Below are 26714 nucleotides of genomic sequence, written 5' to 3' on the forward strand. Positions count from 1 at the left end.
CGCGGCAGGGGAGAATGCGTCTGACAACGTGGAGGTAGCGTGGCTGACCTGACCTTGGCGCTCGGCATCGGAGCGGCCGTGATCCTCGCGGCCGTGCTCGCGGTGCGCGTGTCGGTGAAGGTCGGTCTGCCCTCGCTGCTGCTCTACCTCGGGATCGGTGTCCTCCTCGGCGAAGCGGGCTTCGGCATCGAGTTCTCCAACGCCGATCTCACGCAGGCGCTCGGCTTGGCCGCGCTGGTCCTCATCCTGACCGAGGGTGGCCTCACCACGCGCTGGGACGAGGTGAAACCCGCGCTGTGGCCCGGAATCGCACTGTCCACAGTGGCGGTCGTGATCAGCGTCGGGGTCGCCGGGGCGATGCTGCACTGGATCCTCGGCCTGGACTGGCGGATGGCCATGCTCTGGGGCGCAGTGCTGGCCTCCACCGACGCCGCGGCCGTGTTCAGCGTCCTGCGCAACCTGTCGGTCACCCGTCGGCTCGTCGGCTCGTTGGAGCTGGAGTCCGGCATGAACGACGCGCCCTGCTACATCGCGGTCGTGCTGCTCGCCTCGACCGACCCGGTCACCTGGACGCTGCCGCTCACCCTCGCCTACGAGCTCGGCGTCGGCGCGGTGATCGGCCTCGGACTCGGCTGGCTCGGCACGCACGCCCTGCGCCGGGCCGCCCTGCCCGCGACCGGCCTGTACCCGCTCGCGACGGTCGCCGTGTGCATCCTGGCGTTCGCGGGCGGGCAGGCCGCGCACGCCTCCGGCCTGCTCGCCACCTACATCGCGGGCCTGGTGCTGGGCAACTCCAAGCTGCCGCACCGGGCCGACACCGTCTCCTTCGCCGAAGGTCTCGGCTGGCTCGCCCAGATCGGCCTGTTCGTCCTGCTCGGGCTGTTCGCCTCACCGTCGCGGCTGCTCGACGCGATCGTGCCCGGGCTGGTGGCCGGGGCGGTGGTCACCCTCCTGGCGAGACCCCTGTCCGTGCTGATCTCCACCACGCCATTCCGTGTGCCGTGGCGAGAACAGGTGTTCCTCTCCTGGGCGGGACTGCGCGGTGCGGTGCCGATCGTGCTCGCGATGATCCCGCTGTCGCAGGGCGTTCCCGGCGCCACCCAGCTGGTCGACGCGGTGTTCGTGCTGGTCATCGTGCTCACGCTGGTGCAGGGCAGCACCCTCGGGCTGCTGGCGCGCGTCCTCAAGCTCGACCCGGGGGCGAAGCCGAAGGAGGTCGAGGTGGACGTCGCCACCCTCGACGAGCTCGACGCCGAACTGCTGCAGGTGACCATCCCGCCCGGCTCGAAGCTGCACGGCGTCTACCTGGCCGAGTTGCGGCTCCCGCCGGGCGCCACCGTCAGCCTGGTCGCCCGGGAAGGCAAGGGCTTCACACCCGGCCCCACCACCCGGCTGCAGGAGGGCGACCAGATCCTCGTGGTCACCACCCAGGCGGTGCGCTCGGCCACCGAGACCCGGATCCGCGCGGTCGACCGGGCAGGCCGCTACGCCCGCTGGAAGGGCGAATCCGGCAAGGACTAGTCCGCCTCCCGGGAAGTTGTGTTGGGGTCGCCTGGCGGGCTCCCAGGATTTGGACAGTGCTGCGTGTGGGCGCGGTTGTCGGCTAGGGTCGAGACCAAGGTCATGAGTGTCAGCGTCAAGCCCCGGCTCGCTGACCGGCAACCCTCCTTCCGCGGTGGGGTGCCCCGGGTGAGGACCTGGCCCGTCGCGTGGTGCGAGCGGGCAAGCGCGGACCCATGCGGGTCCCAGGACCCGGAGGCCTGCCTTGACGCTCGCCATCAACTTCCCGACAGCACGCACCGCTGACCCGAGTGAGTCCACCGTGCCCACAGTCGTCGGCGCCCGCCTGACCGTGCCGCTGCTCGACGGCCGCCAGGTCGGCTACGCCAATCTCGATCACGCCGCCAGCGCGCCCTGTCTGGACGCGGTGCGCGACGCCGTGGACGAGTTGCTTCCCTGGTACGCCAGCGTGCACCGCGGGGCGGGCTTCGCCTCGCAGGTGTGCACCCGGGTCTACGGGCAGGCGCGCGACACACTGCGCCGGTTCGTGGGCGCGCGCGCGACCGACGCGGTGGTCTTCACCCGCAACACCACCGACAGCCTGAACCTGCTCGCCCGCGCGCTGCCCAAGGGCACCTCGGTCGTGCTGTTCGACACCGAGCACCACGCGGCGCTGCTGCCGTGGCGCGGTCCGCGGGTCCAGAGGATCCAGACCCCCGCCAACGCGGACGCCACCATCGCCGCGCTCGACGCCGCCCTGAGCACCTGCCCGGTCGGTCCCCGGCTGGTGGTGCTCACGGCTGCGTCCAACGTCACCGGCGAGGTGTGGCCCATCGCCGAACTCGCCAAGGTCGCCCGCCGCCACGGCGCCCGGGTGGTGCTCGACGCCGCGCAGCTCGCCCCGCACCGCCCGGTCGACATCCGCGCGCTGGACGTCGACTACGTCGTCCTGTCCGGGCACAAGCTCTACGCCCCCTACGGCGCAGGCGCGCTGATCGGGCGCTCCGACTGGCTCCAGGCCGCCGAGCCGTACCTGGTCGGCGGCGGCGCGACCCGCCAGGTCGTCGACTGGGGCGACCACCTCGGCGTGTCCTGGACCGCGGTCCCCGAGCGGCACGAGGCGGGCTCGCCCAACGTCGTCGGCGTGCACGCGCTCGCGGTCGCGTGCGAGACGCTCTCGCAGAGCTGGGACGACGTCGCCGCGCACGAGCGGACCCTGCTGCGCAGGCTGCGCCAGGGCCTGGCCGGCATCCCCGGCCTGCGGGTCCTCGAGCTGTTCGGCCCTGAGCAGGACCGGGTCGGCGTGGTCAGCTTCAGCGTCGACGGCCTCGACGCGGGTCTCACCGCCGCTGTCCTGTCCGCCGAGCACGGCATCGGCGTGCGCGACGGCGCCTTCTGCGCGCACATCGCCACCCGCAGGCTCCTCGACCGCTCCGGCGCCGACCAGCAGCGGGCCGTGCGGGCCAGCCTCGGCCTCGGTTCGACCGCCGAACACGTCGACCGGCTCGTCGCTGCGCTGCGCTCGCTGGTCGCCGACGGACCGGCCTTCACCTACACGCAGGTCGACGGCCGGTGGGTGCCCGCGGCCGACGAGCGGCCGCTGCCGTCGTTCCTGCGAGAGGTGTCCTGACCGGCCGCTACGCACACCATGGACAATGGACCGGTGAACACTGAGCGCGGCGACGACCGTGATACCCCGACCGAGTCGGAACCGGCACCGTCCGCACTGCCCGCCCGCCGCCGGATGCTGCTGATCTCGGCCGCGCTGGCGGTGTTCATCGCGGACCTGGTCACCAAGATCATCGCTGTGGCGACGCTGGAGGGCGAGGCCCCGATCCGGCTGCTCGGCGGCGCCGTCTACCTGCAGCTCGTGCGCAACCCGGGCGCCGCGTTCTCGATGGCGACCGGCATGACCTGGCTGCTGAGCCTGGTCGCGCTCGGGGTCGTGGTGGCGATCATCTGGATCATCCCGAAGCTGCGGTCCACCGGGTGGGCACTGGGCCTCGGCCTGGTCCTCGCGGGCGCGCTCGGCAACCTGACCGACCGAATCTTCCGTGCCCCGGGCGTCCTGCAGGGCCACGTGATCGACTTCGTGTCGGTGTTCGGACCCAACGGCGAGGTGTGGCCGGTGTTCAACGTCGCCGACTCGGCGATCTGCGTCGGCGGCGGCCTGATCGTGCTCATGGCGATGCTCGGCCGCGACTACGACGGCACCCACACCTCGGCCAAGGCGAAAGAATCCGCATGAGCGACTCCCGCACCCTTCCCGTCCCGGACGGTCTAGACGGCATGCGTGTCGACGCGGGCCTGTCGAAGCTGCTCGGCCTGTCCCGCACCGTCGTCGCCGCGCTCGCCGAGTCCGGTGACGTGCTGGTCGACGGCAGGCCGGCGGGCAAGTCCGACCGCCTGCTCGCGGGCACCTGGCTCGAGGTGACGCTGCCCGAGCCGGAGCGGCCGATCGAGGTCCAGGCGATCGCCGTCGAGGGACTGATCGTGCTGCACCAGGACGACGACGTGGTCGTGGTCGACAAGCCCGTCGGCGTGGCCGCGCACCCCAGCCCCGGCTGGTCCGGCCCGACCGTGATCGGCGGACTCGCGGGCGCGGGCATCCGCATCTCCACCTCCGGCGCCGCCGAGCGCCAAGGCGTCGTGCACCGGCTCGACGTCGGCACGACCGGCGTCATGGTGGTCGCCAAGAGCGAGCGCGCGTACACCGTGCTCAAGCGCGCCTTCAAGGAGCGCACTGTCGAGAAGCGCTACCACGCGCTCGTGCAGGGCCACCCGGACCCGAGTGTCGGCACCATCGACGCGCCGATCGACCGCCACCCCAAGCACGACTACCGCTGGGCCGTGGTCGCGGGCGGCAAGCCGAGCATCACCCACTACGAGACGATCGAGGCCTTCCGCGCGGCGTCGCTGCTGGACGTGAAGCTCGAAACCGGGCGTACGCACCAGATCCGGGTGCACTTCTCGGCGCTGCGCCACCCCTGCGTCGGCGACCTCACCTACGGCGCCGACCCGGTCCTGGCCAAGCGCCTCGGCCTGACCCGCCAGTGGCTGCACGCCCGCACGCTCGGCTTCCACCACCCCGACGACGGCCGGTGGGTCGAATTCACCAGCGAATACCCCGCCGACCTCGCCGGGGCGCTGGAATTGCTCGCCGCGGACTACTGAATCCCACCCGTTCGTGTCGCTCTGGGCTAGTTTAGGTCGGAGAGTCGGCAAGAGGGTGGGGAGCGATGAGCGATCAGCGCGAGGCGAAGTGGGATGGTGCGAACGACGGTGATCCGTTCGCGACCGGGGGACACGGTCGGTTCATGCAGGATGGCGCCGCGCCGTCGGTGATCGGCGCGTCCTCGGACGACGTCGACGAGACGGTCCGGGTGAACCCCGACGACGTGCGCTACGACCGTGAGCCGCCGACGTCGCCGATCCCGGTGGCGGATCCGGGCACCGAGAACCCGGGCGCGGGCAAGAAGAGCTGGTTCGGCAAGCTGTTCGGCCGCTAGTTCTCGATCTTCCAGGTGAGCGTCCGGGATTCCTCATCCGGGCGGGGGCTCCACTGCACCGCGGTGATCTCGAGGTCCTCGGGCACGACGTACACGGTGTGTCCGCCCGCGGTCTCGCCCGGCGCCACGCCGATGCGGTGCGGCGGCCGGGACGAGAGCGACACCGGCGCCTTGGACATCGACTTGCCGTCCGGGGTGACCAGGACCAGGTAGAGGTCGGGCAGCGTGCCGAAGCGGACGGTGCCGCGGTTGGTCAGCTCGGTGTGCACGACGACCGAGCGCTCGCCCGCCTGCAGCCGGTAGCCCGCAGCGGTGAACAGGTAGTCGGCCGGGTCGACGACCTCGACGAGCTGGATCGACAGCCGCTCGCCCTCCAGGCCCTCGGCCTCCAGCGTCTCGCCCGCGACGCCCTGCCTGCGGGGCCGGGTCGTGGGTCGCGTGCGGTCGTCGGCCATGGTCGTGGCGGGAGGCTGGTCGCCGCGCGCCCAGGACGAACTGCCCGGGGGTCCCCAGGTGGAGATCGGCTCGGCGGGCGTCGGGAACGGCTGGCTCGGCGGGCCGGTCGGCGTGGGGAACGGCTGGCTGGGCGGGCCGGTGCGGACCTGGTGCGGGCCGGACGGCGGGAACTGCTGCTGCTGCTGCTGTGGCTGGTAGGGCTGCTGCTGGTACCCGGCGGGCGGCGACGGCGGGTAGACCCCGGAAGGCGTCCCTTGCGCTCCGTAAGCACCCGACGGCGTTCCCTGCGCGCCGTAGGGCTGGCCGGGCGGTGTCTGCTGAGCGACGTACACGCCCGAGGGCGTCCCCTGCGCGCCATAGACCCCGGACGGTGTGCCGTGCACACCTTGGCCAGGTCCGGCGTGTCCCGGGGCTGGCGCTCCGTAGTTGGTGGGGGGCGTCATCCGGGCCAGCGCGGCCCGCACACCGGCCTGGTCGCACTCGACGCCGACAAGCAGCGGCACACCCGCCGCGGACAGCGCGACCAGTCGGGACGCCACCTCGCGAGGGTCCATGCCCAGCCGCGCGGCAACCTCGTGCACCGCGGCACGGCCCATCTCGGCGACTACGCCGAGCACCCGTGCGTCCATGGGATCCGTCACGGATCGCACGCTACCGGGTCCCCCTTCGTCCTGCGCCGGAAGCCGTCACACCGGCCCGGCGAAGATCCGGTTGAGTGATCGTCCGCTCACACGGGGGCGTCGTCGAGCACGGCCAGGCGCAGCGGATCGTCGGCGCGCACACCGGTGTCGGCCATATAGAGCGGCCGCACCTCGGCGTCGTACCGGGCGAACGCGGGCAGCGCCCACTGCTCGCTCTCCGGGAGCTTGCGGGCCAGCGCGGGCGCGGAGAGCCATAGGTGCACGGAGTAGTCGTGCGGCAGGCCGCGGCCCAACAGCAGTTCGCCGTCGATCAGCACCACACCCTGGGGGAGGTCGACATACTCGGCGCGGACGGCTCGGTCGGTGTCGGTGTTCCACAGTCGCGGCAGGACTCGACGCGACCCGTTGGGGCCCAACGGGTCGAGCACCTCACGCCGCAGCGCGCCGCCGTCGAGCCAGTCGTCGTACCGGGCGTCCGGGTCTGTGCGTCCACGCTCGAACCGCAGGGACGCGGCGCGGCGGAAATCGGCCGCCGAGACCCTCAATACAGGACGGCCCAGCACCCGCAGCCGCTCGCCGATCCGGTCGGCCAGCACGTCCGGGCGAGTGGGCGGCGCACCGTCGATGATCACGCGGGTGATCTCCGGACGCGCCGCCACCTGCGTGGACACCTCGTCGATGAGAGCGGGCGGCGAAAGCGGTCGGAAACGCACACCCGCCATCCTTCCCTGTCTCGCGTGCCGGTCCACAGAACTGTCCGACGGCCCGACTAAGGTGTTCCCGTGGCTGACTCCTTCGCTCATCTTCACGTGCACACCGAGTACTCGATGCTCGACGGAGCGGCCAAGCTCAAGGACATGTTCGCCGAGTGCGAGCGCCTCGGCATGACCTCGGTGGCCATCACCGACCACGGTCACACCAACGGCATCTACGACTTCTACCGGCAGGCCAAAGGCGCCGGGATCAAGCCGATCCTCGGCATCGAGGCCTACATCGCGCCCGCGTCGCGCTTCAACAAGGACCGGGTCCGCTGGGGCGACCCGGGCCAGAAGTCCGACGACGTCGGCGGTAGCGGCGCCTACAACCACCAGACGATCTGGGCCCGCGACAATCAGGGGCTGAAGAACCTGATGAGGCTGTCGAGCCTGGCGTCGCTGGAAGGCCAGCTGGGCAAATGGCCCCGGATGGACCGCGAGCTGATCGCCGAGCACTCGGCGGGCCTGATGGCGACCACCGGGTGCCCGTCCGGCGACGTGCAGACCAGGCTCCGGCTCGGCCAGTTCGACGAGGCTGTGGCCGCCGCCGGCGCCTGGAAAGAGATCTATGGCGAGGGCAACTTCTTCGTCGAGTTGATGGACCACGGCATCGAGATCGAGCGCCGGGTCCGCGACGGGCTGATCGCCGTCGCGAAGAAGGTCGACCTTCCGTTCGTGGTCACCAACGACTCGCACTACACGTATGCAGACGACCGCGACGCGCACGACGCGCTGCTGTGCGTGCAGACGGCCAGCACGCTGCAAGACCCGACGCGGTTCCGGTTCGACGGCACCGGCTACTACCTCAAGTCGCCCGACGAGATGCGCGCGATCGACTCCTCGGACCCGTGGCAGGAGGGGTGCCGCAACACGCTGGTGATCGCGGAGAAGGTCGACATCAGCGGGATGTTCGAGTTCCGCAACCTGATGCCGAAGTTCCCGATCCCCGAGGGCATGACCGAGGACGAGTTCTTCCGCCAGCAGGTGTGGGAGGGCATGCACAAGCGGTTCCCCGGCGGCGTCGACGAGGAACACCGCAGGCAGGTCGAGTTCGAGATCAACGTCATCACCCAGATGGGGTTCCCGGCGTACTTCCTCGTGGTCGCCGACCTCATCCAGTGGGCGAAGAACAACGGCATCCGGGTCGGCCCCGGCCGAGGGTCCGCCGCGGGCGCGCTGATCGCCTACGCGATGGGCATCACCGACCTCGACCCGCTGGCCCACGGGCTGATCTTCGAGCGGTTCCTCAACCCCGACCGGGTCAGCCCGCCCGATATCGACATCGACTTCGACGAACGTCGGCGCGGTGACGTCATCCGCTACACCACCGAGAAGTGGGGTGCGGACAAGGTCGCGCAGGTGATCACCTTCGGCACGATCAAGGCGAAGGCCGCGATCAAGGACTCCGCGCGGGTGCTGTTCGGCCAGCCCGGCTACGCCGTCGCGGACAAGATCTCCAAGGTCTACCCGCCCGCGGTCATGGCCAAGGACATCCCGCTCAACAACCTGTTCGACCCGCAGCACAAGCGCTACGCCGAGGCCACCGAGATCCGCGAGCTGTACAACAGCGACCCGCAGGTCAAGGAGATCATCGACACCGGGCGCGGCCTGGAAGGCCTGATCCGCAACGCCGGTGTGCACGCCTGCGCGGTCATCCTGAGCGCCGAGCCGCTGATGGAGACGATCCCGCTGTGGAAGCGCCCGCAGGACGGGTCGATCATCACGCAGTTCGACTACCCGACGTGCGAGTCGCTCGGCCTGCTGAAGATGGACTTCCTCGGCCTGCGCAACCTCACCGTCATCGACGACGCGCTGCGCAACATCGAGCGCAACGGCAAACCGGTGCCGGACCTGGAAACCCTTGGCCTGGACGACAAGCCGACCTATGAGCTGCTCTCGCGCGGGGACACGCTCGGCGTGTTCCAGCTCGACGGCGGGCCCATGCGCGACCTGCTGCGCCTCATGCGTCCCGACAACTTCGAGGACATCTCCGCGGTCGGCGCGCTCTACCGGCCGGGTCCGATGGGCGCGAAGTCGCACACGAACTACGCGCTGCGCAAGAACAAGCAGCAGGAGATCACCCCGATCCACCCCGCCCTGGCGGAGGCGCTGGAAGACATCCTCGGCACGACCTACGGCCTGATCGTGTATCAGGAGCAGGTCATGGCGATCGCGCAGAAACTCGCGGGATACACGCTCGGACAAGCGGATTTGCTCCGCCGGGCCATGGGTAAGAAGAAGAAAGAGGTCCTGGACGCGGAGTTCGTCAACTTCTCCGGCGGTATGGAGAAGAACGGCTACCCGAAGGACGCGATCAAGACCCTGTGGGACATCCTCGTCCCGTTCGCCGACTACGCGTTCAACAAGGCGCACTCCGCCGCGTACGGCCTGGTCTCCTACTGGACGGCCTACCTCAAGGCGAACTACCCGGCCGAGTACATGGCCGGGCTGCTGACCAGTGTGCGCGACGACAAGGACAAGGCGGCCGTCTACCTGGCCGAATGCCGCAAGATGGGCATCACCGTCCTGCCGCCCGACGTCAACGAGTCGGAGAAGGAGTTCGCCCCGGTCGGCAACGACATCCGGTTCGGCCTCGGCGCGATCCGCAACGTCGGCGCCAACGTCGTCGACTCGATCATCAAGTCGCGTACCGAGAAGGGGGAGTTCACCGACTTCTCCGACTACCTGCGCAAGGTCGAAGCGGTGGCCTGCAACAAGAAGGTCGTCGAATCGCTGATCAAGGCGGGTGCGTTCGACTCGCTCAAGCACCCGCGCAAGGGCCTGTTCCTGATCCACACCGACGCCATCGACGCGGTCATGGACACCAAGAAGGCCGAAGCGGTCGGGCAGTTCGACCTGTTCGGCGCGGCCGGTGGCGGGGACGAGGAAGTGGCCAGCGTCTTCGACGTGCGGGTGCCCGACGAGGTCTGGGAGTCCAAGCACCAGCTCGCGCTGGAGCGGGAGATGCTCGGCCTCTACGTCTCGGGCCACCCGCTCAACGGGGTGGAGCACGTGCTCACCTCACAGTCCGACACGTCCATCGCGGCGATCCTCGAAGGCGGCATCCCAGACGGGACGCAGGTGGTGATCGGCGGGATTCTCGCCTCGGTCAACCGGCGGGTGAACCGCAACGGCGAACCATGGGCGTCGGCGATGCTCGAGGACCTCGCAGGCGGCATCGAGGTGCTGTTCTTCCCGAAGACGTACGCGGTGATCGGCATGGGGGTGCTCGAGGACGCGATCGTCCTGGTGAAGGCCCGGGTCGCCAAGCGCGACGACCGGACCTCGCTGATCGCGAACGACCTGGCGGTCCCCGACCTGTCCAACGCGGCGGGCGCGCCGTTCCGGCTGATCATGGCGGCGACCAAGTGCACACCCCCGCTGGTCGCGCAGCTCAAGGACGTCCTCGGTTCCTACCCGGGAACCACCGAAGTCCATTTGAAACTGATCAACGGACCTCGCCAGACCCTGCTCAAACTCGACGACGCGCTGCGGGTCAGCCCGTCGCCGTCGCTGATGGGGGACCTGAAGGCGCTGCTGGGTCCCGGCTGCCTCTCCTAGGCCTGCGGATGGCTTGATCGCGGGAAACCTGCATGCTGCTGATGCGACAGGTCACGGTCCTTGGAAGTTGTGGCGCCTATCCGGAACCGGGCCGGGCCTGCAGCGGTTTCCTGGTGGAATGGGATGGCTTCCGCGTGGTGCTCGACCTCGGGTACGCCACACTGCCGCGGCTGCTGGCGCACTGCCCGGACGGCGCCGTGGACGCCGTTGTCATCACCCACGAACATCCCGACCATTGCATCGACTTGCACGGGCTGTTTCGGATGTACCTCTACGGCGAAAATCGTGGCCGCAAGCTGCCGCTGTACTGCACGCCGGGTGTGCTGGACCGGCTCGGCGCACTGGAACCCGAGGTCGACCTGCGTACCGTGTTCACCGTCCGCGAGTTGCCAGGGACGTATCGAGTCGGCCCGTTCGAGCTTGGCGCCCTCCTGCTGCCTCACTACGTGCCCAACGCCGGCATCCGACTGCAGACGGACGAGTTCGCGCTCGCCTACACCGGGGACACCGGCCCAGACCCGCTCCTCGCCGAACTCGGTCGAAACACCGACCTGTACATCGTCGAAGCCACCGACAGGGCAGGCGAGCGACAGCAGCAGCACCGCAACCTGCTCACCGCCGAGGAAGCGGGATACTGGGCCGCCCAGGCAGGCGCTCGCAGACTGATGCTCACGCACTTCTGGCCGGGCAACAACCGGGAAGCGGCCGCGGCCGCGGCGCGATCCACCTTCGACGGCGAGGTGCTCACCGCCGATGAAGACCTCGTTGTCCGGCTCGGCCCGAGCTGATCATCGGCTCAGCCCGCCGACATAGCCACGACAGGTAAGCGCGGTCAGCGGTACGGTGGAAACCAAGGGGCTTCAACCACACACCACTGGGGGGATGGTTTCCGTGCTGGACAACGACATCAAGCTCGGCACCCGATTCATCGAGGACCCGTACGGGGTCTACGCCGAACTGCGCTCGACCGGCCCGGTCCGCAAGGTCGAGCTGCCGACCGGGGTGCGCGTCTGGCTGGTCACCGACTACGCCGAGGCGCGTGCGGCGCTGGCGGACCCGACGCTGAGCAAGAACGTGCGCAAGTCGGCCGACATCATCGACCGCCACCTGGCGCCCGGCGCGAAGCGCGTCGACTTCAGCACCAGCCTGTCGTCGCACATGCTCAACACGGACCCGCCCAACCACACCAGGCTGCGCAAGCTCGTCAACAAGGCGTTCACCGCGGGCGGCGTCGACCATCTGCGGCCACGCATCGAGGCGATCACCGAAGAGCTGCTCGCCGGGATGGACGGCGCCCACGAGATCGACCTGTTGGAGGCCTTCGCCTTCCCGCTGCCGATCACCGTGATCTGCGAGATGCTCGGCGTCCCGATCGACGACCGAGACGACTTCCGGTCGTGGTCGAACCAGCTGCTGTCGAACGACCGCTCCGAGAAACTGCACAACGCGGCGGCGTCGATGCAGACCTACCTGATCGGCCTCATCGAGGCGAAGCGCGCCGAGCCTAGCGCCGACCTGCTCAGCGCCCTCATCGAGGCCAGCGAAGACGGCGACCGGCTCTCCGGCGAGGAACTGGTCTCCATGGCCTTCCTCCTGCTTGTCGCGGGTCACGAGACCACGGTCAACCTCATCGGCAACGCCATGCTCGGCCTGCTGACCCGCCCGGACCAGCTCGCGGCGCTCAAGGCCGACCCCACGTTGCTCTCGGGTGCCATCGAGGAGTTCCTCCGCTACGACGGCCCCGTGAATCTGGCGACCTTCCGGCTCACCACCCAGCCGCTCGTCCTGGGCGGCACCGAGATCCCCGCCGACGAATTCGTCGTCGTCGCCGTCACCGCCGCCAACCGTGACGAGGCCCGCTTCCCCGACGCCGACCAACTCGACGTCACCCGCAACGCGGGCGGCCACCTCGCCTTCGGCCACGGCATCCACTACTGCGTCGGCGCCCCGTTGGCACGGATGGAAGCGGAGATCGCCCTCGGCGGCCTGCTGTCCCGCTTCCCCAACATGACCCTGGCCCAGGACAAGGACGACCTGCGCTGGCGCAACAGCATGATTCGCGGCCTGGAGGAACTCCGCGTCCGCCCCCAAGGCTGACGCAAGGCCAGCGAGATCTTTGGCCGCCCTTGATGCCACCACCCGAGACTTAAACAATTGAGGCCGAGGGAGACCCCACGTAACGACGGGATGGAACGAGGGAGAGAGCACGCCACGCCTCAGTAATCCCAGGTTCCGGCCGCCGCATTGGGTACCGTGACCTGGTGCGGGGGCAACATGATCAGGACAGTGGTGGCGTGGTGGCCACCCGGCTGCGCCGGGTGCGACCGCAACTCGCCGCTGTGATCGCGCTTGGGCCGCTCCTGGGTGTCGCCGCCGTTCTGATGTTCGGTGGGTGGCTGCCGGGGTTGGCCGTGCCCGCCCTGATCCTCGCCGCCGGTGCGGGTTACTTCGCCCTCCACCGGTTCCGCCCGCGCCGCTGGCCGCATGCCGCCGCTGTGCTCGGTGCGGTGTCCGGGGCGTACCTCGGGCTCAGTGTCCCCGCCGTCGCTTGGATGACCGCCCCACTTGGCGCGGTCTTGTTGGGATTGCTGGGTTTCACCGTCGCCGATCGGGCGCGCAGGCGGGTTCTCCTGCCGTACACGGCCGAATTCGCCGATTCACCCGTCGAGGTCCCGTGGCCCGCCCGCGGCGCTCGCGGCCTGGAACTGCTGGTCGGCGCCGATCGGATCACCCTCATCGGCAGCCGGAGCAGGCTGCGCTCCGCTCGCCCCACCGTCGACTTCGGTGACGTCGGCACGATCGAACAGGTCATGGTCGCCCGCCGCGCCACGCTGCATGTCCCGGGTGTGGGGGAGCTGAACGTGACGGTCACCCCGGGCCCCGCGGTGCGCATCGCCGTGCCACCGGGTGAGTGGATCCTCCCGACCGACCAGGGCCGCGACATCGCCCGGCTCGTCGCCCGCCGCAAGGAACTCGCGGGCGAAGCGCTCCCCGCCCACCGCTGACGGCGCCGGCCACGCCCGCAGGCACGCGCATTCACGGCCGCCGCCCACGCGTGTCGACCTGTTGCCCGCGCTGACCCTTCGCGGCCCACGTGGACAGTGACGTTGCCCAGGTCCTTACCGGAGCACCGGATTCGGCGGTTAGCCTGCGACGGTGAGCCCTGACGACCTCATCGCCCTCGACCGCGCGCACGTGTGGCATCCCTACGGGCCCATGCCCGGCACCCACGACCCCCTGGTCGTCGAGTCGGCGCGGGGTGTGCGGCTTCGGTTGGCCGATGGGCGCGAACTCGTCGACGGGATGTCGTCGTGGTGGGCGGCCATCCATGGGTACGGCCACCCCGTCCTCGACGCCGCCCTGGCCGAGCAGGCCGGGAAGATGAGCCACGTCATGTTCGGCGGCCTCACCCACGAACCCGCCGTCCGGCTCGCCGCGAAGCTCGTCGAGATCACCCCGGCTCCGCTGCAACACGTCTTCCTCTGCGACTCCGGCTCGGTCGGCGTCGAGGTGGCCATCAAGATGTGTCTGCAGTACTGGCGGTCCCTGGGGCAGACCCGCAAGACCAAGCTGCTCACCTGGCGTGGCGGGTACCACGGCGACACGTTCAACCCGATGAGCGTCTGCGACCCCGACGGCGGCATGCACAGCCTCTGGCGCGGTGTCCTGCCCGTCCAGCTCTTCGCCGAGGCGCCGCCCGCCGAGTTCGAGCACGACTATGTCGCCCACCTGGCCGCGGTCATCGAGGAGCACGCCGACGACCTCGCCGCCGTCATCGTCGAGCCGGTGGTCCAGGGCGCGGGCGGGATGCGCTTCCACGACGCCCGCTACCTGCATGTCCTGCGGGAGCTGTGCCTCACGCACGACGTTCTGCTCGTCTTCGACGAGATCGCCACCGGCTTCGGCCGCACGGGCGAACTCTTCGCCGCCGACCACGCGGGCATCAGCCCGGACGTGATGTGCGTCGGCAAGGCCATGAGCGGTGGCTACCTGAGCATGGCCGCCACCCTCTGCACGTCCCGGGTCGCCGACGGCATCTCCCAAGGTGAGGTGCCGATCCTCGCCCATGGCCCCACCTTCATGGGCAACCCGCTGGCCTCGGCGGTCTCGCTGGCGTCCATCGACCTGCTCCTGAGCCAGGACTGGCGCAGCGCCGTCAAGCGGATCGAGTCCGAGCTGACCGCGGGCCTGGCCCCAGCCCGAGACCTGCCCCACGTCCGCGACGTTCGGGTCCTGGGCGCTATCGGTGTCGTGCAGCTCGACCACCCGGTCGACATGGCTGCCGCGACCAAGGCCGCCACCGACGCGGGTGTCTGGCTGCGACCGTTCCGGGACCTGATCTACACGATGCCGCCGTTCGTCAGCACGACCGACGACGTCGCGACCATCACCGAGGGCATCCTGGCGGCGGCGCTAGTCGCCTGAGTGACCCCAGATCCCGATCTCGGCCGCCTTGCCGTCGGCGAACAGCGTGACGTAGACGCCGCTCCAGCGCGGCGCGAGCTGGGGAAGCTCGCCTGCCTTTTCGAGACGCTCGAAGTCCGCGGCCGTCGGCTTGTCGGTGCCGAACGCCGCCGTCGCCTCCTGCGCCGTCAGCGGCCGAAGGCTGCCGAAGCTGTCGGGCTCGCCCGCGTCGATCAGGTGGGTGAGGTCCAGGATCGAATGGGTGCCCGACTCCTGGATGGCCTCGTAGGTCCAGAGCTTCCGGCGGCGCGTCGGGCGGGGAAGCGGCTCGCCGCCGAAGTGGCCGTCATAGGGCCAGTAGTAGTCGCCTTCGGCGAAGACCTTCTCCTTCAGCTTCCTGACCACGGTCCGCACCCGGCCCTTGAGAGGCGTGCGGTAGCTCCAGCCCGATGCGCCCATGGCTAGGCGACCGAAAGTCCCAGTGCGTTCGCCAGCTCCGCGTTCGTGGGTTCCACCAGGACATCCCCGCCCGGAAGCACCACGACCGGGATGTTCTTGCGCCCGCCCGCCAGCTCCACGGCGCGGTCACGTTCGGCGTCGTCGTGTTCGACGTCGATCTCGGTGAAGGGCACACCGTTGGCACGCATCCAGGACTTCGCTCGGCGGCAGTCGCCGCACCAGTCCGCGCTGTAGATGAGGACTTGATGATTCACCCGTCCGACATTAACCGAGGTTGACGGGTGACTTCGGCACTACCAATTGCCAGGTCTAACCTGTCACCCCGTGAGTGTCCTCGTGATCACCGGGACCGGCACGGGCGTCGGCAAGACCGTCGTCACGGCCGGGATCGCCGCGCTCGCACTGCGGTCGGGGCGTCGTGTCGCTGTTCTCAAGCCCGCGCAGACGGGTGTCTCCGCCGCCGAGCCGGGCGATCTTGACGACGTGCGCAGGCTCGCGGGCAGGCTGACCACCCGGGAGCTGCGCCGCTTCCCCGACCCACTCGCCCCCGACACGGCCGCGCGTCGGGTCGGGATGCCCGCGGTGCGCCCCTCGGAGATCGCGCAGGTCGCGGGGGAGTTGGCCGACACGCACGACCTCGTGCTGATCGAGGGCGCGGGCGGCCTGCTGGTCCGCTTCGACGACGCGGGCGGCACCCTGGCCGACGTCGCCTGGTCGCTGGGCGCCCCCGTGGTGATCGTCGCCGAGGCCGGGCTCGGCACCCTCAACCACACCGCGCTGACCGCCGAGGCACTGCGCGGCCGCGGCATCATCTGCGACGGCGTCGTCGTCGGCTCCTGGCCCGCCGAACCCGACCTGGCCTGTCTGCTCAACCTCGAAGACCTGCCCGTCGCCTCGGGCGCCCCGCTCATCGGGGTCATGCCCGCGGGCGCCGGAGCGCTCGACGCCGCCGACTTCGCCATGGTGGCCCGCGCGTCCCTCGCGCCCCGGCTGGGCGGGGACTTCGACGCGGACGAGTTCGCCAAAGAGCTCGCCGCCGACACCCCGCCCGAGGCGTGAGGAACATCGCTGACGAGTGCGTCCGTCATGAGGCAGACTGCTGCGGACCGGACTCACTAGGAGGAACAACGTGACGGCTACCGCCGAGCACACCAAGGACAGCCCGATCACGGGCGACATCCTGACTGTCGCGCGTGAACAGGTTCTCGACCGCGGCGTCGGTCTGTCCGAGGACCAGGTGCTGCAGGTCCTCCGGCTCGGTGACGACCGGCTCGACGACCTGCTCGCGCTCGCGCACGACGTGCGGATGAAGTGGTGCGGTCCCGAGGTCGAGGTCGAGGGCATCGTCAGCGTCAAGACCGGCGGCTGCCCCGAGGACTGCCACTTCTGCTCGCAGTCGGGCCGGTTCCCGACCCCGGTTCGCTCGGCGTGGCTCGACATCCCCGGCCTGGTCAAGGCCGCCCGGGAGACCGCGGACTCCGGCGCGACGGAGTTCTGCATCGTCGCCGCGGTGCGCGGCCCCGACGCCCGCCTCCTCGCCCAGGTCCGCGACGGCATCAAGGCCATCCGCGAGTCCGGCAACGACATCCAGATCGCCTGCTCGCTGGGCATGCTCACACAGGAGCAGGTCGACGAGCTCGTCGCGATGGGCGTGCACCGCTACAACCACAACCTCGAGACCGCGAAGTCGCACTTCCCGCAGGTGGTGACCACGCACTCCTGGGAGGAGCGCTGGGACACCCTGCGCATGGTGCGCGAGGCGGGCATGGAGGTCTGCTCCGGCGGCATCATCGGCATGGGCGAGACCGACGAGCAGCGCGCGGAGTTCGCCGTGCAGCTCGCGGACCTGGACCCGCACGAGGTCCCGATGAACTTCCTCATCCCGCAGCCCGGCACCCCGTACGAGAAGTACGAGCCGATCGAGGGCAAGGACGCCCTGCGCGTCGTCGCCGCGTTCCGGCTCGCGCTGCCCCGCACGATGCTGCGCTTCGCCGGCGGCCGTGAGCTCACCCTGGGCGACCTGGGCGCGGAGAAGGGCATGCTCGGCGGCGTCAACGCGATCATCGTCGGCAACTACCTGACGAACCTCGGCCGCCCGGCCCAGCAGGACATCGACATGCTGGCCGACCTGAAGATGCCGATCAAGGCGCTGAGCGACTCGCTATGACGTTCTGCGTGCACTGCGGCCGACCGCCCGCGGACGGGGACCACACCCCGTGCCGCGGCGGGCGCGCCGCCCTGGAACCGCCGCGTTTCTGCGGCGAGTGCGCCCGCCGGATGATCGTCCAGATCACCCCCGCGGGGTGGTCGGCGCGCTGCAGCCGACACGGCGAGTCGACCAGCGCGGGCACGCTTGCCCTGACCGACTAGGCTCGCGCGCAGCGTCAGACGTCGTGAGCGGAGGTTCGGGAGTGACGGAACAGCCCGTCGAAACAGGGCAGCACGTCGACTCCGACGGCTCTACCGTGCGCACCGAACCTTCGGTGCCCGGCCCAGAGTTCCCCATGTGGCACCGCCCCGCGCCCCGGGTGGTGGTCAAGGCCGACCTGCTCCCGGCGATCAGCATCCTGTCGTTCGTGTCGCTGTTCGGCATGGCGGTGGGCTGGCTGTGGTCGCGCCTGGCCCCGGCGCAGCTCGTCATCGTCGGCGAGGCGGGCAAGCTGTTCAACGTGCGTGGCGAGAGCCTGCACCGATTCCACGACCTGGTGTTGTTCGTACTCCTTGGGCTCGGCGCGGGCATCGTGACCGGCGCGGGCGTGTGGATGCTGCGCGAGCGGCGCGGTCCCGTGGTCATGCTGGCCGCCGTCATCGGCTCCGCCGTGGCCGCCTGGCTGGCCGCGCAGGTCGGCGTCTCGTGGGCCGAGGCCCGCTACGTGGTGACCGGCGCGCCGAAGATCGGCGACGTCGTCGCGGTGGCCCCGCGCCTGGAGTCCCTGTGGACCGTCATCGCGTGGCCGCTGGGCACGGCGATGGCCTACGGCCTGGCCGCCGCCTGGAACGGCCACGACGACCTGGGCCGCCGGCTCGGCTAGTTGAGGCTCGTCGGTGCGCTGAATTCTGTTGGGGGAGCGGGGACCGCGCGTAGGGCCGTGAGCAAGCCGGTCTCTCGGTTGAGAAGCCGGACCACCATGCGCAGCCGGTGCAGCGGCCTGGTTTCCTCCAGCAGCTTCTGCCGGTCTTCCAGGGTCAGCAGGCAGTCCGCGGCGAGGGCGTGCGCCAGTTCGCAGGTGTCGGTGTCGTCGGCGGGCTCGTCCCAGTCCTCGCTCTGCCACGCGGCGTCGCAGTAGCGCCGGTGGGCGGACCGGGCCGCCTCGGCGAGCAGCTTCACCGACTCGGCCGGAGCCGTCGGAGCGGGGATATCCGGGATCCACTCCACCTGCCCGATCAGGTACGGCGCGCTCGTCGCGTCCAGCTCCAGCAGCCGGAACCGCCGGTCGCCGGTGGAGACGATGTCGAACCTGCCGTCGGGCAGCCGCTTGGCCTGCCGCAGCGCCGCCGAGCACCCGATCTCCTGCAGCTGCGCGACGTCGGTGATCTCGTGGTGCGAGGATGGCCGCATCGCGATCACCCCGAACCGCCGGTCCGGCACGGTGCCGGTGACCAGGTCGACCGTCAGCTGCCGGTAGCGCGGCTCGAAAATGTGCAGCGGCATGTTCGCACCCGGCAGGAGAACGGCCTGCAGGGGAAACAGGGGAAGCGAATCAGCCACGCGGACCACGCTACGACGAAGCGCGCCGCTCCGCTGTCCGATGGGTCACGGTTAGTTCGTCCGGCCTAGCGCTCCGTCACCGGCTGGTGGTCGGAGCACCGCGAACGGGTCCGTCACCGCCATTCGGGTGTCGGCGAAGCGGAACTGTGCCGCGGGCCTGCCACCCGCGCGGCCCGGCTTGGCTGTCTCACCGGTCGGGACAAGGAGCCCGCGGCGGGCCAGGACCCGCTGCAGATTGGTCGCCGACACGCGGTAGCCCAGCGCGGCGGAGTACAGCTCGCGCAGCTCCGAGATCGTGAACGCGGGCGGCGCCAGGGCGAAGCCGATGTTCGTGTACGACAGCTTCGACCGCAGCCTGCTCTGCGCGCGTGAGGCGATCGTCTCGTGGTCGAAAGCGGTGGGGGGCAAGGCGTCGAGCGAATGCCACGCGGTGTCGGGCGGCAGCTCGGGGTCGAGGTGCGACGGCACGAGACAGAGGAACGCGGTGGCTACGACCCGCGGCCCCGGAACCCGGTCGGGGGCGCTGAAAACCGCCAGCTGTTCGACGTGGGAGACCTTTCGCACATCGACTTTCTCGGCCAGTTGCCGTCGAATCGAGGCCTCGACGTCCTCGTCCGCGCGCAGCCTGCCACCGGGCAGTGACCACCTGTGCGCGTGCGGCTCCATCGCGCGCTCCCACAGCACCACCTGCAGTGATCCCGCTCTCACCCGGAGCACCGCGGCCAGGACTTCGTGCGCGAGAGCCGCCGTGCCGGTGGTAGCATCTGTCATGTTTTCGATTCTAAGGCGAAAACCTCTGGATCGGAAATCTGACCAACGAGGAGGCCCGATGACCGCGGAACTGATCGACCTGACCCCTTATGGCGGGGTGGAGCCGAACAGCGCGTGGCGGGACGAAGTGCGCAGGCTGGCCAAGCAGCGCGACGCCGTGCTGCTGGCGCACAACTACCAGCTCCCGGAGATCCAGGACATCGCCGACCACACCGGCGACTCCCTGGCCCTGAGCCGGATCGCCGCGCAGAGCACCGCGTCCACGATCATCTTCTGCGGCGTGCACTTCATGGCCGAGACGGCCAAGATCCTGGCGCCCCAGAAGACCGTGCTCATCCCGGACGAGCGCGCGGGCTGCTCGCTGGCCGACTCGATCAACGCCGACGAGCTGCGGGCCTGGAAGGCCGAGCACCCGGGCGCTGTCGTCGTGTCGTACGTGAACACCACGGCCGAGGTGAAGGCCGAGACCGACATCTGCTGCACCTCCTCGAACGCCGTCGACGTCGTGCGCTCGATCCCGGAGGACCGCGAGGTCCTGTTCCTGCCCGACCAGTTCCTCGGCGCGCACGTCAAGCGCGAGACCGGCCGGGAGAACCTGCACATCTGGGCGGGGGAGTGCCACGTCCACGCGGGCATCAACGGCCCCGAGCTGGCCGAGCGCGCGGCGGCGAACCCCGAGGCCGACCTGTTCATCCACCCGGAGTGCGGCTGCGCCACCTCGGCGCTCTACCTCGCCGGTGAGGGCATCGTGCCGAGCGAGAAGGTCAAGATCCTCTCGACCGGCGACATGGTCACCCAGGCGCGCTCGACCAAGGCTAAGTCGGTCCTGGTCGCCACCGAGATCGGCATGCTGCACCAGCTGCGCAAGGCCGCCCCGGACATCGAGTTCAACGCGGTCAACGACCGCGCGTCCTGCCGCTACATGAAGATGATCACCCCGGCGGCGCTGCTGCGCTCGCTGCGGGAGAACCGCGACGAGGTCCACGTCGACCTCGAGATCGCGCTGCGGGCCAAGGGCGCGGTGCAGCGGATGATCGAGATCGGCCAACCCGGTGGTGGCGAGTGACCAGCCCGCGCTGGGAGGCGTCGGCCGACCTGGTCGTCGTCGGGACCGGTGTCGCGGGCCTCACCGCCGCGCTCCGGGCGCACTCGCTCGGCCTGCGGGTGCTGGTCGTGACCAAGGGCGCGGCCGACGAGGGCAACACGCGCTGGGCGCAGGGCGGCGTCGCCGTCGTCCTGCCCGGTGAGCACGAGGCGGGCGACTCGGTCGACAAGCATGTCGCCGACACCCTGGTCGCGGGCGCCGGCCTGTGCGACGACGACGCGGTCCGGGCGATCATCGCCGACGGGCCCGCCGCCGTCACCCGGCTGCGTGAGCTGGGCGCGGTCTTCGACCCGGGCGCGGACGGCAACCTCGCCCGCACCCGCGAAGGCGGCCACAGCGCGTTCCGCGTGGTCCACGCGGGCGGCGACGCGACCGGCGCGGAGATCGAGCGGGCCCTGCTCGCCGCGACCCGCGACGGCAGGCTGCCCATCCTGGAGCACCACGTCGCCGTGCAGGCGCTGCGCACGCCCGCGGGCGCCGTGACCGGGCTGACCGTCCTTGACGACTCCGGCGTGCCGGGTGTCATCACGGCCGCCGCGGTCCTGCTGGCCTCCGGCGGTCTCGGGCAGCTCTACCAGGCGACGTCGAACCCCGAGGTCGCCACCGGTGACGGCATCGCGCTCGCGCTGCGGGCCGGGGCGCCGGTCGCCGACATCGAGTTCGTCCAGTTCCACCCGACCGTGCTCTACACCGGCCAGGGCGCTCGTGGGCGCTGCCCGCTGGTCACCGAGGCGGTGCGTGGTGAGGGTGCGGTCTTGATCGACGCCACCGGCGCGTCGGTGATGCAGGGCGTGCACCCGCTGGCCGACCTGGCCCCGCGCGACGTCGTCGCCGCCGCGATCACCCGGCGGATGGCCGAGGGGCGCGGCGGGGTCGACGACCACGTCTTCCTCGACGCCACCCGGCTCGCCGACGTGGACTTCGCGACCCGCTTCCCCACGGTCTACGCGGCCTGCCTGGCGGCGGGCATCGACCCAGCCGTCAGCCCGATCCCGGTCGCGCCCGCCGCGCACTTCTCGTGCGGCGGCGTGATCGCCACGGTCGACGGTCGCACGGCGGTGCCCGGCCTGTACGCGGCGGGCGAGGTGGCCAGCACCGGCCTGCACGGCGCGAACCGGTTGGCGTCCAACAGCTTGTTGGAGGGCCTGGTCGTCGGCGCGCGGGCCGCGGAGACCATCGCCGCGGACCTCGCGGGCGGGCGGCTGGGCGATCCCCGGCTCGCCGTCGTCTCCGACATCCCGGTCGCGCCCGTGGCCGACCGCGACTCGCTGCAGCGGGTGATGAGCCGCTACGCCGCCATCGGCCGCGAGGCCGAGGGGCTGGCCGTCGTCGGTTCGGTGCTCGACGTGTCCGCCGTGGTCCGCCCGCTCGACACCCGAGAGGCGGTGGAGGACGCGGCGCTGACCCTGGTCGCGCGATCGCTCATCGCCTCCGCCGCGGCCCGCACGGAGTCGCGGGGCTGCCACGTGCGCACCGACTTCCCGGTCCGCGACGACGCGAACTGGCGGCGCAGCCTCGTCGTCCGGCTCAACCCGTCCGGCCAGCCGGTCCTGGCCGCCCCGACCGCTCTGCGAGGTGCCGCGTGATCGACCGCGACGACCTGGCCCGGGTCATCCGGACCGCGCTGGAGGAAGACCTCCGGTACGGCCCGGACGCGACCACCGAGGCCACCGTGCCCGCCGACGCCGTGGCCACCGCGGAGATCACTCCGCGTCAACCCGGCGTGCTGGCCGGCGTCCCGGCCGCGCTGGCCGTGTTCGAGCAGGTCGTGCCGGACCTGGTCGTGGAGTCGGTGGCGGAGGACGGCGGCCCGGCCGTCGCCGGTCAGCCCGCGTTGGTCCTGCGGGGCAACACCCGCGCGCTGTTGACCGCCGAGCGGACCGCGTTGAACCTGGTCTGCCACCTGTCCGGCATCGCCACCGCGACCGCCGAGTGGGTTCGGGAGATCGCGGGCACCAAGGCCGCCGTGCGGGACTCGCGCAAGACGCTGCCGGGTCTGCGGCTGCTGGAGAAGTACGCGGTCCGCTGCGGCGGCGGCGTCAACCACCGCCTCGGCCTCGGCGACGCGATCCTCATCAAGGACAACCACGTCGTGGCCGCGGGCTCGGTCAGCAAGGCCATCGCGGCCGCCCGCGCGCATGCACCGGACCTGTTCCTGGAGGTCGAGGTCGACGGCCTGGCGCAGTTGGACGAAGCGCTGTCCGAGGGCGTGGAACTGGTGCTGCTGGACAACTTCACCGCCAGCGACTGCGCGAAGGCCGTCCAGCGGGCGCAGGGGACGGGCACGCGCCTGGAGGCCTCCGGCGGCCTGACCTTGGCGGTCGCGCGGGAGTACGCCCAGACCGGGGTCGACTACCTCGCGGTCGGGGCGTTGACCCACTCGTCGCCGGTGCTGGACCTGGGCATGGATCTTCGGGGCTAACCTCGGCTGGCTGGGGCCCATCCGTGGCCCCAGCCGCCCTGGACCATGGTCTGGAACGCCCAGCCCTGCGTGGTCCGCACGAGCACATCGGCGTAGGTCAGCTCCTGCCGCTCACCCTCGACCGTGACAGCGGCCTCGGTGATGACGACGACGAGGTTCTCGCTCAGGAAGTGCGGCGTCCGCACGGACTCCATAGCCGCGCCGTCGCCGACCACCTCAGTCATGGTCCGGACGTACTCCTCGCGCGACCACTGCGCCACGGCCGCGTGTCCGCCTGGGACATCGGTGGCGAGGTTCAGCGGGAAGACCGCGAGATCCGCCATCTCCTCGACGGCTCCGCGCTCGGCCAGGGCGTCGTAGTCGACGAACCACTGGCGGACGCTTTCCAGTGCTTCATCAGTCGGCTGATACATCAGCACCTCACTCTCTCGTACGCTGTACCGTACAGTGTACTACATGAGTGTCGCGACCCATTCCCGCTGTTCCGGCGTGTCCGGCACCGGCCTCCCACGGGCGGCTTCGATGCGCCGCCAGGCGTCTTCGGGCTCGACGCCGGCCAAGACCAGCACAGACGCCGCGAGCAGCGACGCGCGCCCGATGCCGAATCGGCAGTGCGTGACGATGCTGGCTCCGGCCCGGAACTTCCCGGCGAGTTCATCAAGCGCCGGTCGGATCGAGTGGTGATCCGGGACCGTCAGATCCGGAATCGGGATCGCCATGAAGGTCAGCCCCGCTCCCCGGGCGGCCGCGGGCTCGCCGCGCAGCCCGACCTCGGCGCGTTCGGCAGCGGGCATCGCGCACACGAGGACATCAACACCCGCCTCGGCGAGCGCGGCCATCTCGTCGTCGAGCCAGTCGTCGCCTCGGGGCTTGGCCATGGTGGCGAGCAAGCCGGGCCCGGGCGTGTCGATGCGATACAGGGTCGAGCGCAAAGGATTCTCGCTCCTTGATCAAGAAGGGCTTCGGGTCAATCACCGCGGGTCGAGCAGGGTGATCCAGTTCCGTTGTTCGGCCGTCTCCGGGACGGGCCTGCCACGCGCCGACTCGACGCGGGCCCAGGCGTTCTCGGCGGTCACTCCCGTCAGGACCAGGATCGCGGCGGCGAGCAGTGAGGAGCGGCCGATTCCGCCCCAACAATGCACAGCGATGTTCGCCCCGGCACTCAGCCGGTCCGCGAGACCGACCAGCGCTGGGCGGACCTCGGCATGGTCGGGCACCGAGAAGTCCGTGATGGGGATGGCCACGAAGGTAAGCCCAGCCCCGACCGCCAATTCGGCTTCCCGGTCCAGTCCGGCCAACTCGCGCTCGTCCTCAGGCATCGCGCAAACGAGGATCTCGATTCCCGCGTCGACCAGGGAGTTGAGCTCGTCGGCCAGGCGGCCGCTGGGCTTGGCCATCGTGGAGAGGTGACCCGGACCGTCCACGGCGATCCGGTAGAGGGTCGGCATCCTCAGTCCTTCGAGCGTTCGATCATCTCCGCCAGTCCCGCCAGCAGGTCTTCCGCCTTCGGGGTGCGGCTCGGCGCGAGCATCCACTGCAAGGCGAACCCATCGCACACCGCGAGGACGAAGCTGGCCACCGCCAGGCAGCGGGGGTCGGCCGAGGTGACGTCATCCCCGTAGGAGGTGGCGACGATTTCGGCGATCCTGACCCGGGTTCGGTGCTGCAAAGCGGCCAGTTGTTCGCGCAGTGCCGGGTCGCGCTCAGCCTGGGCCAAAGCCTCGACGAAGCTGAGTAGCAGCGCCCGGTGGTCGGTGAGGTGGGTCAGGACCGTGGCCCACGTCAGGTGGGCTCGGGCGATGGGCGAGGCGTCCGGGTCGGCCAGTGCCACCTGGGTGAGGCGTTCGCTCCACTCCTCGAACATCGCGCCGAGGGCCTCGTTGAGCAGCCCGGCCTTCGAGCCGAAGTGGTAGCCGATCGAAGCCAGGTTGGTGCCCGACTCGGCGACCAGGTCGCGCGTGGTGATGTGCGCGTATCCCTTGTCCTGCAACAGTCTTCCGGCTGCCGCGAGGAGTTGTTCTCGATGTCCCACCGGCCAAGCCTAGTTGACCGGCGGATCTATACGGGTGTATGAATCGTGCAGCGGGTCACAATGCCGGAGGGTGCGCCATGAGTTCTGCCGAGGTCGCCATGCGTGAGTCGCTCCCGCCCGGATCCCGCCTGCCCCGGCCCATCCAGACGATCCTGTTCCTGCGTTCCCGCCACCGCTTCGCTCCGATCTGGCGCCGCAAGCACGGGGACACCTTCACCGTCCGACTCGCGGCCGACCGGACCGTCGTCGTGGTGAGCAGGCCCGAAGACATCCGTGAGATCTTCGCCGGACCGTCGTCGGTGTTCCACGCGGGCGAGGGCAACGCGATCCTCGAACCGGTGATGGGCAGCCAGTCCGTGCTGATCCTCGACGAGGACGCCCACCTGCGCTCCCGCAAGCGCCTGATGCCCGCGTTCAACGGCGCCGCCCTGCGCGGCTACGCCGGGATGATGACCGAACTGGCCGAGAAGTCCGCCGACCGCTGGCCGGTCGGCAAGCCGTTCGCCGTGCACCCGGTGATGAACGCGCTGACCCTGGAGATCATCCTGCGGGTCGTGTTCGGCATGGCCGAGGGCGACCGGCTGGCCCGGCTGCGGCCGCTGATCAACAAAGTCGTCGACATCGGCCCCATCGCGATCCTCGGCTGGACCTACCCCGCGCTGAGCCGGTTCTGGCCGTGGACGCGCAACGCCCGGAACCTCGCCGACGCCGACGCCCTGCTCCACGAGGAGATCGCCGAGCGCCGCACCCAGGACCTGGCCGACCGCGATGACGTCCTGTCCCGCCTGCTCGCCGCCGACCCCGACGCGCCCGCCGCCGAGTTGCGCGACCACATGATGACCCTGCTCCTCGCAGGCCACGAGACCACCGCGACCGCGCTCGCCTGGTCCCTGCACGAACTCGCGCGCAACCCGGAAACCCTGCGCGCCGCACAGGAAGCGGCCGACAACGGCGACGACGACTACCTCCAGGCCGTCACCAAGGAGGCCATGCGGCTGCGCCCGGTCATCTACAGCGTCGCCCGCAGGCTGACCGAGCCGACCGCCGTGCGGGGACACCTGCTGCCGAAGGGCACGATCGTCACACCCAGCATCGGTCTCGTGCAGCACGACCCCGACAACTTCGCCGAGCCCGAGGAGTTCCGCCCGGAGCGCTTCATCGGCGCCCAGCCAGAAGCGGGCACCTGGATCCCGTTCGGCGGCGGCGTCCGCCGCTGCCTCGGCGCCGGGTTCTCCTTGCAGGAGGCCGCCGCCGTCCTGCGCGCGGTGCTTGTCCGGTACGACATCGAGCCGGTGGGTCCGCCGGAGGCCACGATCACCCGCAACATCACCCTGGTCCCCGCGAAGGGCGCCCGGATCGTGGCCCGCCGCCGCTGATGGCGCCGGTCACA

The 26714-nt window shown here is 70.5% G+C and carries 28 protein-coding genes and 1 riboswitch; of the genes, 18 read left to right on the forward strand and 10 right to left on the reverse strand.

All coding sequences use genetic code 11. The annotated features are described in order from the left end of the window. The first annotated feature begins 39 nt into the window (after positions 1 to 39). The 5 genes from C8E96_RS19705 (at position 40) to C8E96_RS19725 (ending at position 5009) form a co-directional block, all read left to right on the forward strand. Positions 40 to 1521: a potassium/proton antiporter gene (locus tag C8E96_RS19705; RefSeq protein ID WP_091374446.1), complete on the forward strand. Its 1482-nt coding sequence runs from the start codon at positions 40 to 42 to the stop codon at positions 1519 to 1521. A 98-nt stretch (positions 1522 to 1619) separates the two neighbouring features. Next, positions 1620 to 1735: riboswitch (SAM riboswitch) on the forward strand. Between the two features lie 30 nt (positions 1736 to 1765). Continuing rightward, positions 1766 to 3130, forward strand: a complete 1365-nt coding sequence (locus tag C8E96_RS19710; RefSeq protein WP_091374450.1) for an aminotransferase class V-fold PLP-dependent enzyme — start codon at positions 1766 to 1768, stop codon at positions 3128 to 3130. Between the two features lie 33 nt (positions 3131 to 3163). Further along, the gene (gene lspA, locus C8E96_RS19715; RefSeq protein WP_228769869.1) at positions 3164 to 3748 is read left to right on the forward strand and encodes a signal peptidase II; all 585 of its coding nucleotides are present in this window, start codon (positions 3164 to 3166) and stop codon (positions 3746 to 3748) included. Then, complete coding sequence (locus C8E96_RS19720) at positions 3745 to 4674, forward strand: RluA family pseudouridine synthase (protein ID WP_091374454.1); 930 nt, start codon at positions 3745 to 3747, stop codon at positions 4672 to 4674. Before lspA ends, C8E96_RS19720 begins: the two co-directional genes overlap by 4 nt. A 65-nt stretch (positions 4675 to 4739) precedes the next feature. Continuing rightward, entirely contained in the window at positions 4740 to 5009 is a 270-nt protein-coding gene (locus tag C8E96_RS19725) for a hypothetical protein (protein ID WP_091374456.1), read from the forward strand. Here C8E96_RS19725 and C8E96_RS19730 read toward each other — a convergent pair. Both C8E96_RS19730 and C8E96_RS19735 read right to left on the reverse strand, forming a co-directional pair. After that, positions 5006 to 6061, reverse strand: coding sequence for an AsnC family protein (locus C8E96_RS19730; RefSeq protein WP_407642680.1), 1056 nt, complete (start codon positions 6059 to 6061; stop codon positions 5006 to 5008). The genes C8E96_RS19725 and C8E96_RS19730 overlap by 4 nt on opposite strands. 131 nt (positions 6062 to 6192) lie before the next feature. Next, positions 6193 to 6828: a nucleoside/nucleotide kinase family protein gene (locus C8E96_RS19735; RefSeq protein ID WP_091374462.1), complete on the reverse strand. Its 636-nt coding sequence runs from the start codon at positions 6826 to 6828 to the stop codon at positions 6193 to 6195. 60 nt (positions 6829 to 6888) lie between these two features. On the opposite strand from C8E96_RS19735, the gene dnaE reads away from it, so the two are divergent. From dnaE to C8E96_RS19760, 5 genes are all read left to right on the forward strand, one after another. Then, positions 6889 to 10422, forward strand: a complete 3534-nt coding sequence (dnaE, locus tag C8E96_RS19740; RefSeq protein ID WP_091374464.1) for a DNA polymerase III subunit alpha — start codon at positions 6889 to 6891, stop codon at positions 10420 to 10422. 32 nt (positions 10423 to 10454) lie between these two features. Next, complete coding sequence (locus tag C8E96_RS19745) at positions 10455 to 11210, forward strand: MBL fold metallo-hydrolase (RefSeq protein ID WP_324187060.1); 756 nt, start codon at positions 10455 to 10457, stop codon at positions 11208 to 11210. 94 nt (positions 11211 to 11304) lie between these two features. Beyond that, positions 11305 to 12519, forward strand: coding sequence for a cytochrome P450 family protein (locus C8E96_RS19750; RefSeq protein WP_091374467.1), 1215 nt, complete (start codon positions 11305 to 11307; stop codon positions 12517 to 12519). A 164-nt stretch (positions 12520 to 12683) separates the two neighbouring features. Next, positions 12684 to 13427: a hypothetical protein gene (locus tag C8E96_RS19755; protein ID WP_133794590.1), complete on the forward strand. Its 744-nt coding sequence runs from the start codon at positions 12684 to 12686 to the stop codon at positions 13425 to 13427. A gap of 151 nt (positions 13428 to 13578) precedes the next feature. Next, positions 13579 to 14847 carry an adenosylmethionine--8-amino-7-oxononanoate transaminase gene (locus C8E96_RS19760; RefSeq protein ID WP_091374473.1) on the forward strand — a complete coding sequence of 423 codons (1269 nt, stop codon included), beginning with the start codon at positions 13579 to 13581 and terminating at the stop codon, positions 14845 to 14847. Here C8E96_RS19760 and C8E96_RS19765 read toward each other — a convergent pair. Both C8E96_RS19765 and C8E96_RS19770 read right to left on the reverse strand, forming a co-directional pair. Further along, entirely contained in the window at positions 14836 to 15231 is a 396-nt protein-coding gene (locus C8E96_RS19765; RefSeq protein WP_133794591.1) for a hypothetical protein, read from the reverse strand. The two genes, C8E96_RS19760 and C8E96_RS19765, sit on opposite strands and share 12 nt — an antisense overlap. 56 nt (positions 15232 to 15287) lie before the next feature. After that, positions 15288 to 15539, reverse strand: coding sequence for a glutaredoxin family protein (locus C8E96_RS19770; RefSeq protein WP_091374478.1), 252 nt, complete (start codon positions 15537 to 15539; stop codon positions 15288 to 15290). Between the two features lie 70 nt (positions 15540 to 15609). Between C8E96_RS19770 and bioD the strand changes: the two genes are divergently transcribed. The 4 genes from bioD to C8E96_RS19790 all read left to right on the forward strand — a co-directional run bounded on the left by bioD (position 15610) and on the right by C8E96_RS19790 (position 18317). After that, a complete protein-coding gene (gene bioD / locus C8E96_RS19775; RefSeq protein ID WP_091374482.1) occupies positions 15610 to 16344 on the forward strand; it encodes a dethiobiotin synthase in 735 nt (244 codons plus the stop codon). A gap of 70 nt (positions 16345 to 16414) precedes the next feature. Continuing rightward, positions 16415 to 17452 (forward strand): biotin synthase BioB, encoded by a 1038-nt coding sequence (gene bioB / locus C8E96_RS19780; protein WP_091374486.1) that lies wholly within the window; start codon positions 16415 to 16417, stop codon positions 17450 to 17452. After that, entirely contained in the window at positions 17449 to 17655 is a 207-nt protein-coding gene (gene bsaP / locus C8E96_RS19785; protein ID WP_091374488.1) for a biotin synthase auxiliary protein BsaP, read from the forward strand. The genes bioB and bsaP overlap by 4 nt, the downstream gene beginning before the upstream one ends. 41 nt (positions 17656 to 17696) lie before the next feature. Then, entirely contained in the window at positions 17697 to 18317 is a 621-nt protein-coding gene (locus C8E96_RS19790) for a DUF2567 domain-containing protein (RefSeq protein WP_228769872.1), read from the forward strand. Here C8E96_RS19790 and C8E96_RS19795 read toward each other — a convergent pair. Beyond that, positions 18314 to 18994, reverse strand: coding sequence for an LON peptidase substrate-binding domain-containing protein (locus tag C8E96_RS19795; protein WP_091375550.1), 681 nt, complete (start codon positions 18992 to 18994; stop codon positions 18314 to 18316). The two genes, C8E96_RS19790 and C8E96_RS19795, sit on opposite strands and share 4 nt — an antisense overlap. 51 nt (positions 18995 to 19045) lie before the next feature. Continuing rightward, positions 19046 to 19765, reverse strand: a complete 720-nt coding sequence (locus tag C8E96_RS19800; protein WP_091374495.1) for an NUDIX hydrolase — start codon at positions 19763 to 19765, stop codon at positions 19046 to 19048. Between the two features lie 58 nt (positions 19766 to 19823). Here C8E96_RS19800 and nadA point away from each other — a divergent pair, with 58 nt between their 5' ends. The 3 genes from nadA to nadC are packed head-to-tail and all read left to right on the forward strand — an operon-like array spanning position 19824 to position 23292. After that, complete coding sequence (gene nadA, locus C8E96_RS19805) at positions 19824 to 20831, forward strand: quinolinate synthase NadA (RefSeq protein WP_091374498.1); 1008 nt, start codon at positions 19824 to 19826, stop codon at positions 20829 to 20831. After that, positions 20828 to 22456, forward strand: coding sequence for an L-aspartate oxidase (locus C8E96_RS19810; RefSeq protein WP_091374502.1), 1629 nt, complete (start codon positions 20828 to 20830; stop codon positions 22454 to 22456). Before nadA ends, C8E96_RS19810 begins: the two co-directional genes overlap by 4 nt. Then, positions 22453 to 23292: a carboxylating nicotinate-nucleotide diphosphorylase gene (nadC, locus tag C8E96_RS19815; RefSeq protein WP_091374505.1), complete on the forward strand. Its 840-nt coding sequence runs from the start codon at positions 22453 to 22455 to the stop codon at positions 23290 to 23292. The genes C8E96_RS19810 and nadC overlap by 4 nt, the downstream gene beginning before the upstream one ends. Here nadC and C8E96_RS19820 read toward each other — a convergent pair. The 4 genes from C8E96_RS19820 to C8E96_RS19835 are packed head-to-tail and all read right to left on the reverse strand — an operon-like array spanning position 23289 to position 25324. Beyond that, on the reverse strand, positions 23289 to 23705 hold the full coding sequence (locus C8E96_RS19820) for a hypothetical protein (protein WP_091375554.1): 417 nt from the start codon (positions 23703 to 23705) through the stop codon (positions 23289 to 23291). The genes nadC and C8E96_RS19820 overlap by 4 nt on opposite strands. Before the next feature lie 39 nt (positions 23706 to 23744). Beyond that, on the reverse strand, positions 23745 to 24224 hold the full coding sequence (locus tag C8E96_RS19825; protein WP_091374507.1) for a protein-tyrosine phosphatase family protein: 480 nt from the start codon (positions 24222 to 24224) through the stop codon (positions 23745 to 23747). A gap of 39 nt (positions 24225 to 24263) precedes the next feature. Then, positions 24264 to 24740 (reverse strand): protein-tyrosine phosphatase family protein, encoded by a 477-nt coding sequence (locus tag C8E96_RS19830; protein WP_091374510.1) that lies wholly within the window; start codon positions 24738 to 24740, stop codon positions 24264 to 24266. Between the two features lie 2 nt (positions 24741 to 24742). Continuing rightward, positions 24743 to 25324 (reverse strand): TetR/AcrR family transcriptional regulator, encoded by a 582-nt coding sequence (locus C8E96_RS19835; protein WP_091374513.1) that lies wholly within the window; start codon positions 25322 to 25324, stop codon positions 24743 to 24745. Positions 25325 to 25401: 77 nt separating this feature from the next. Between C8E96_RS19835 and C8E96_RS19840 the strand changes: the two genes are divergently transcribed. Next, complete coding sequence (locus tag C8E96_RS19840) at positions 25402 to 26700, forward strand: cytochrome P450 (RefSeq protein ID WP_091374516.1); 1299 nt, start codon at positions 25402 to 25404, stop codon at positions 26698 to 26700. Positions 26701 to 26714: the final 14 nt, after the last annotated feature.

This window comes from Actinokineospora alba, from assembly GCF_004362515.1.
GTDB lineage: Bacteria > Actinomycetota > Actinomycetes > Mycobacteriales > Pseudonocardiaceae > Actinokineospora > Actinokineospora alba.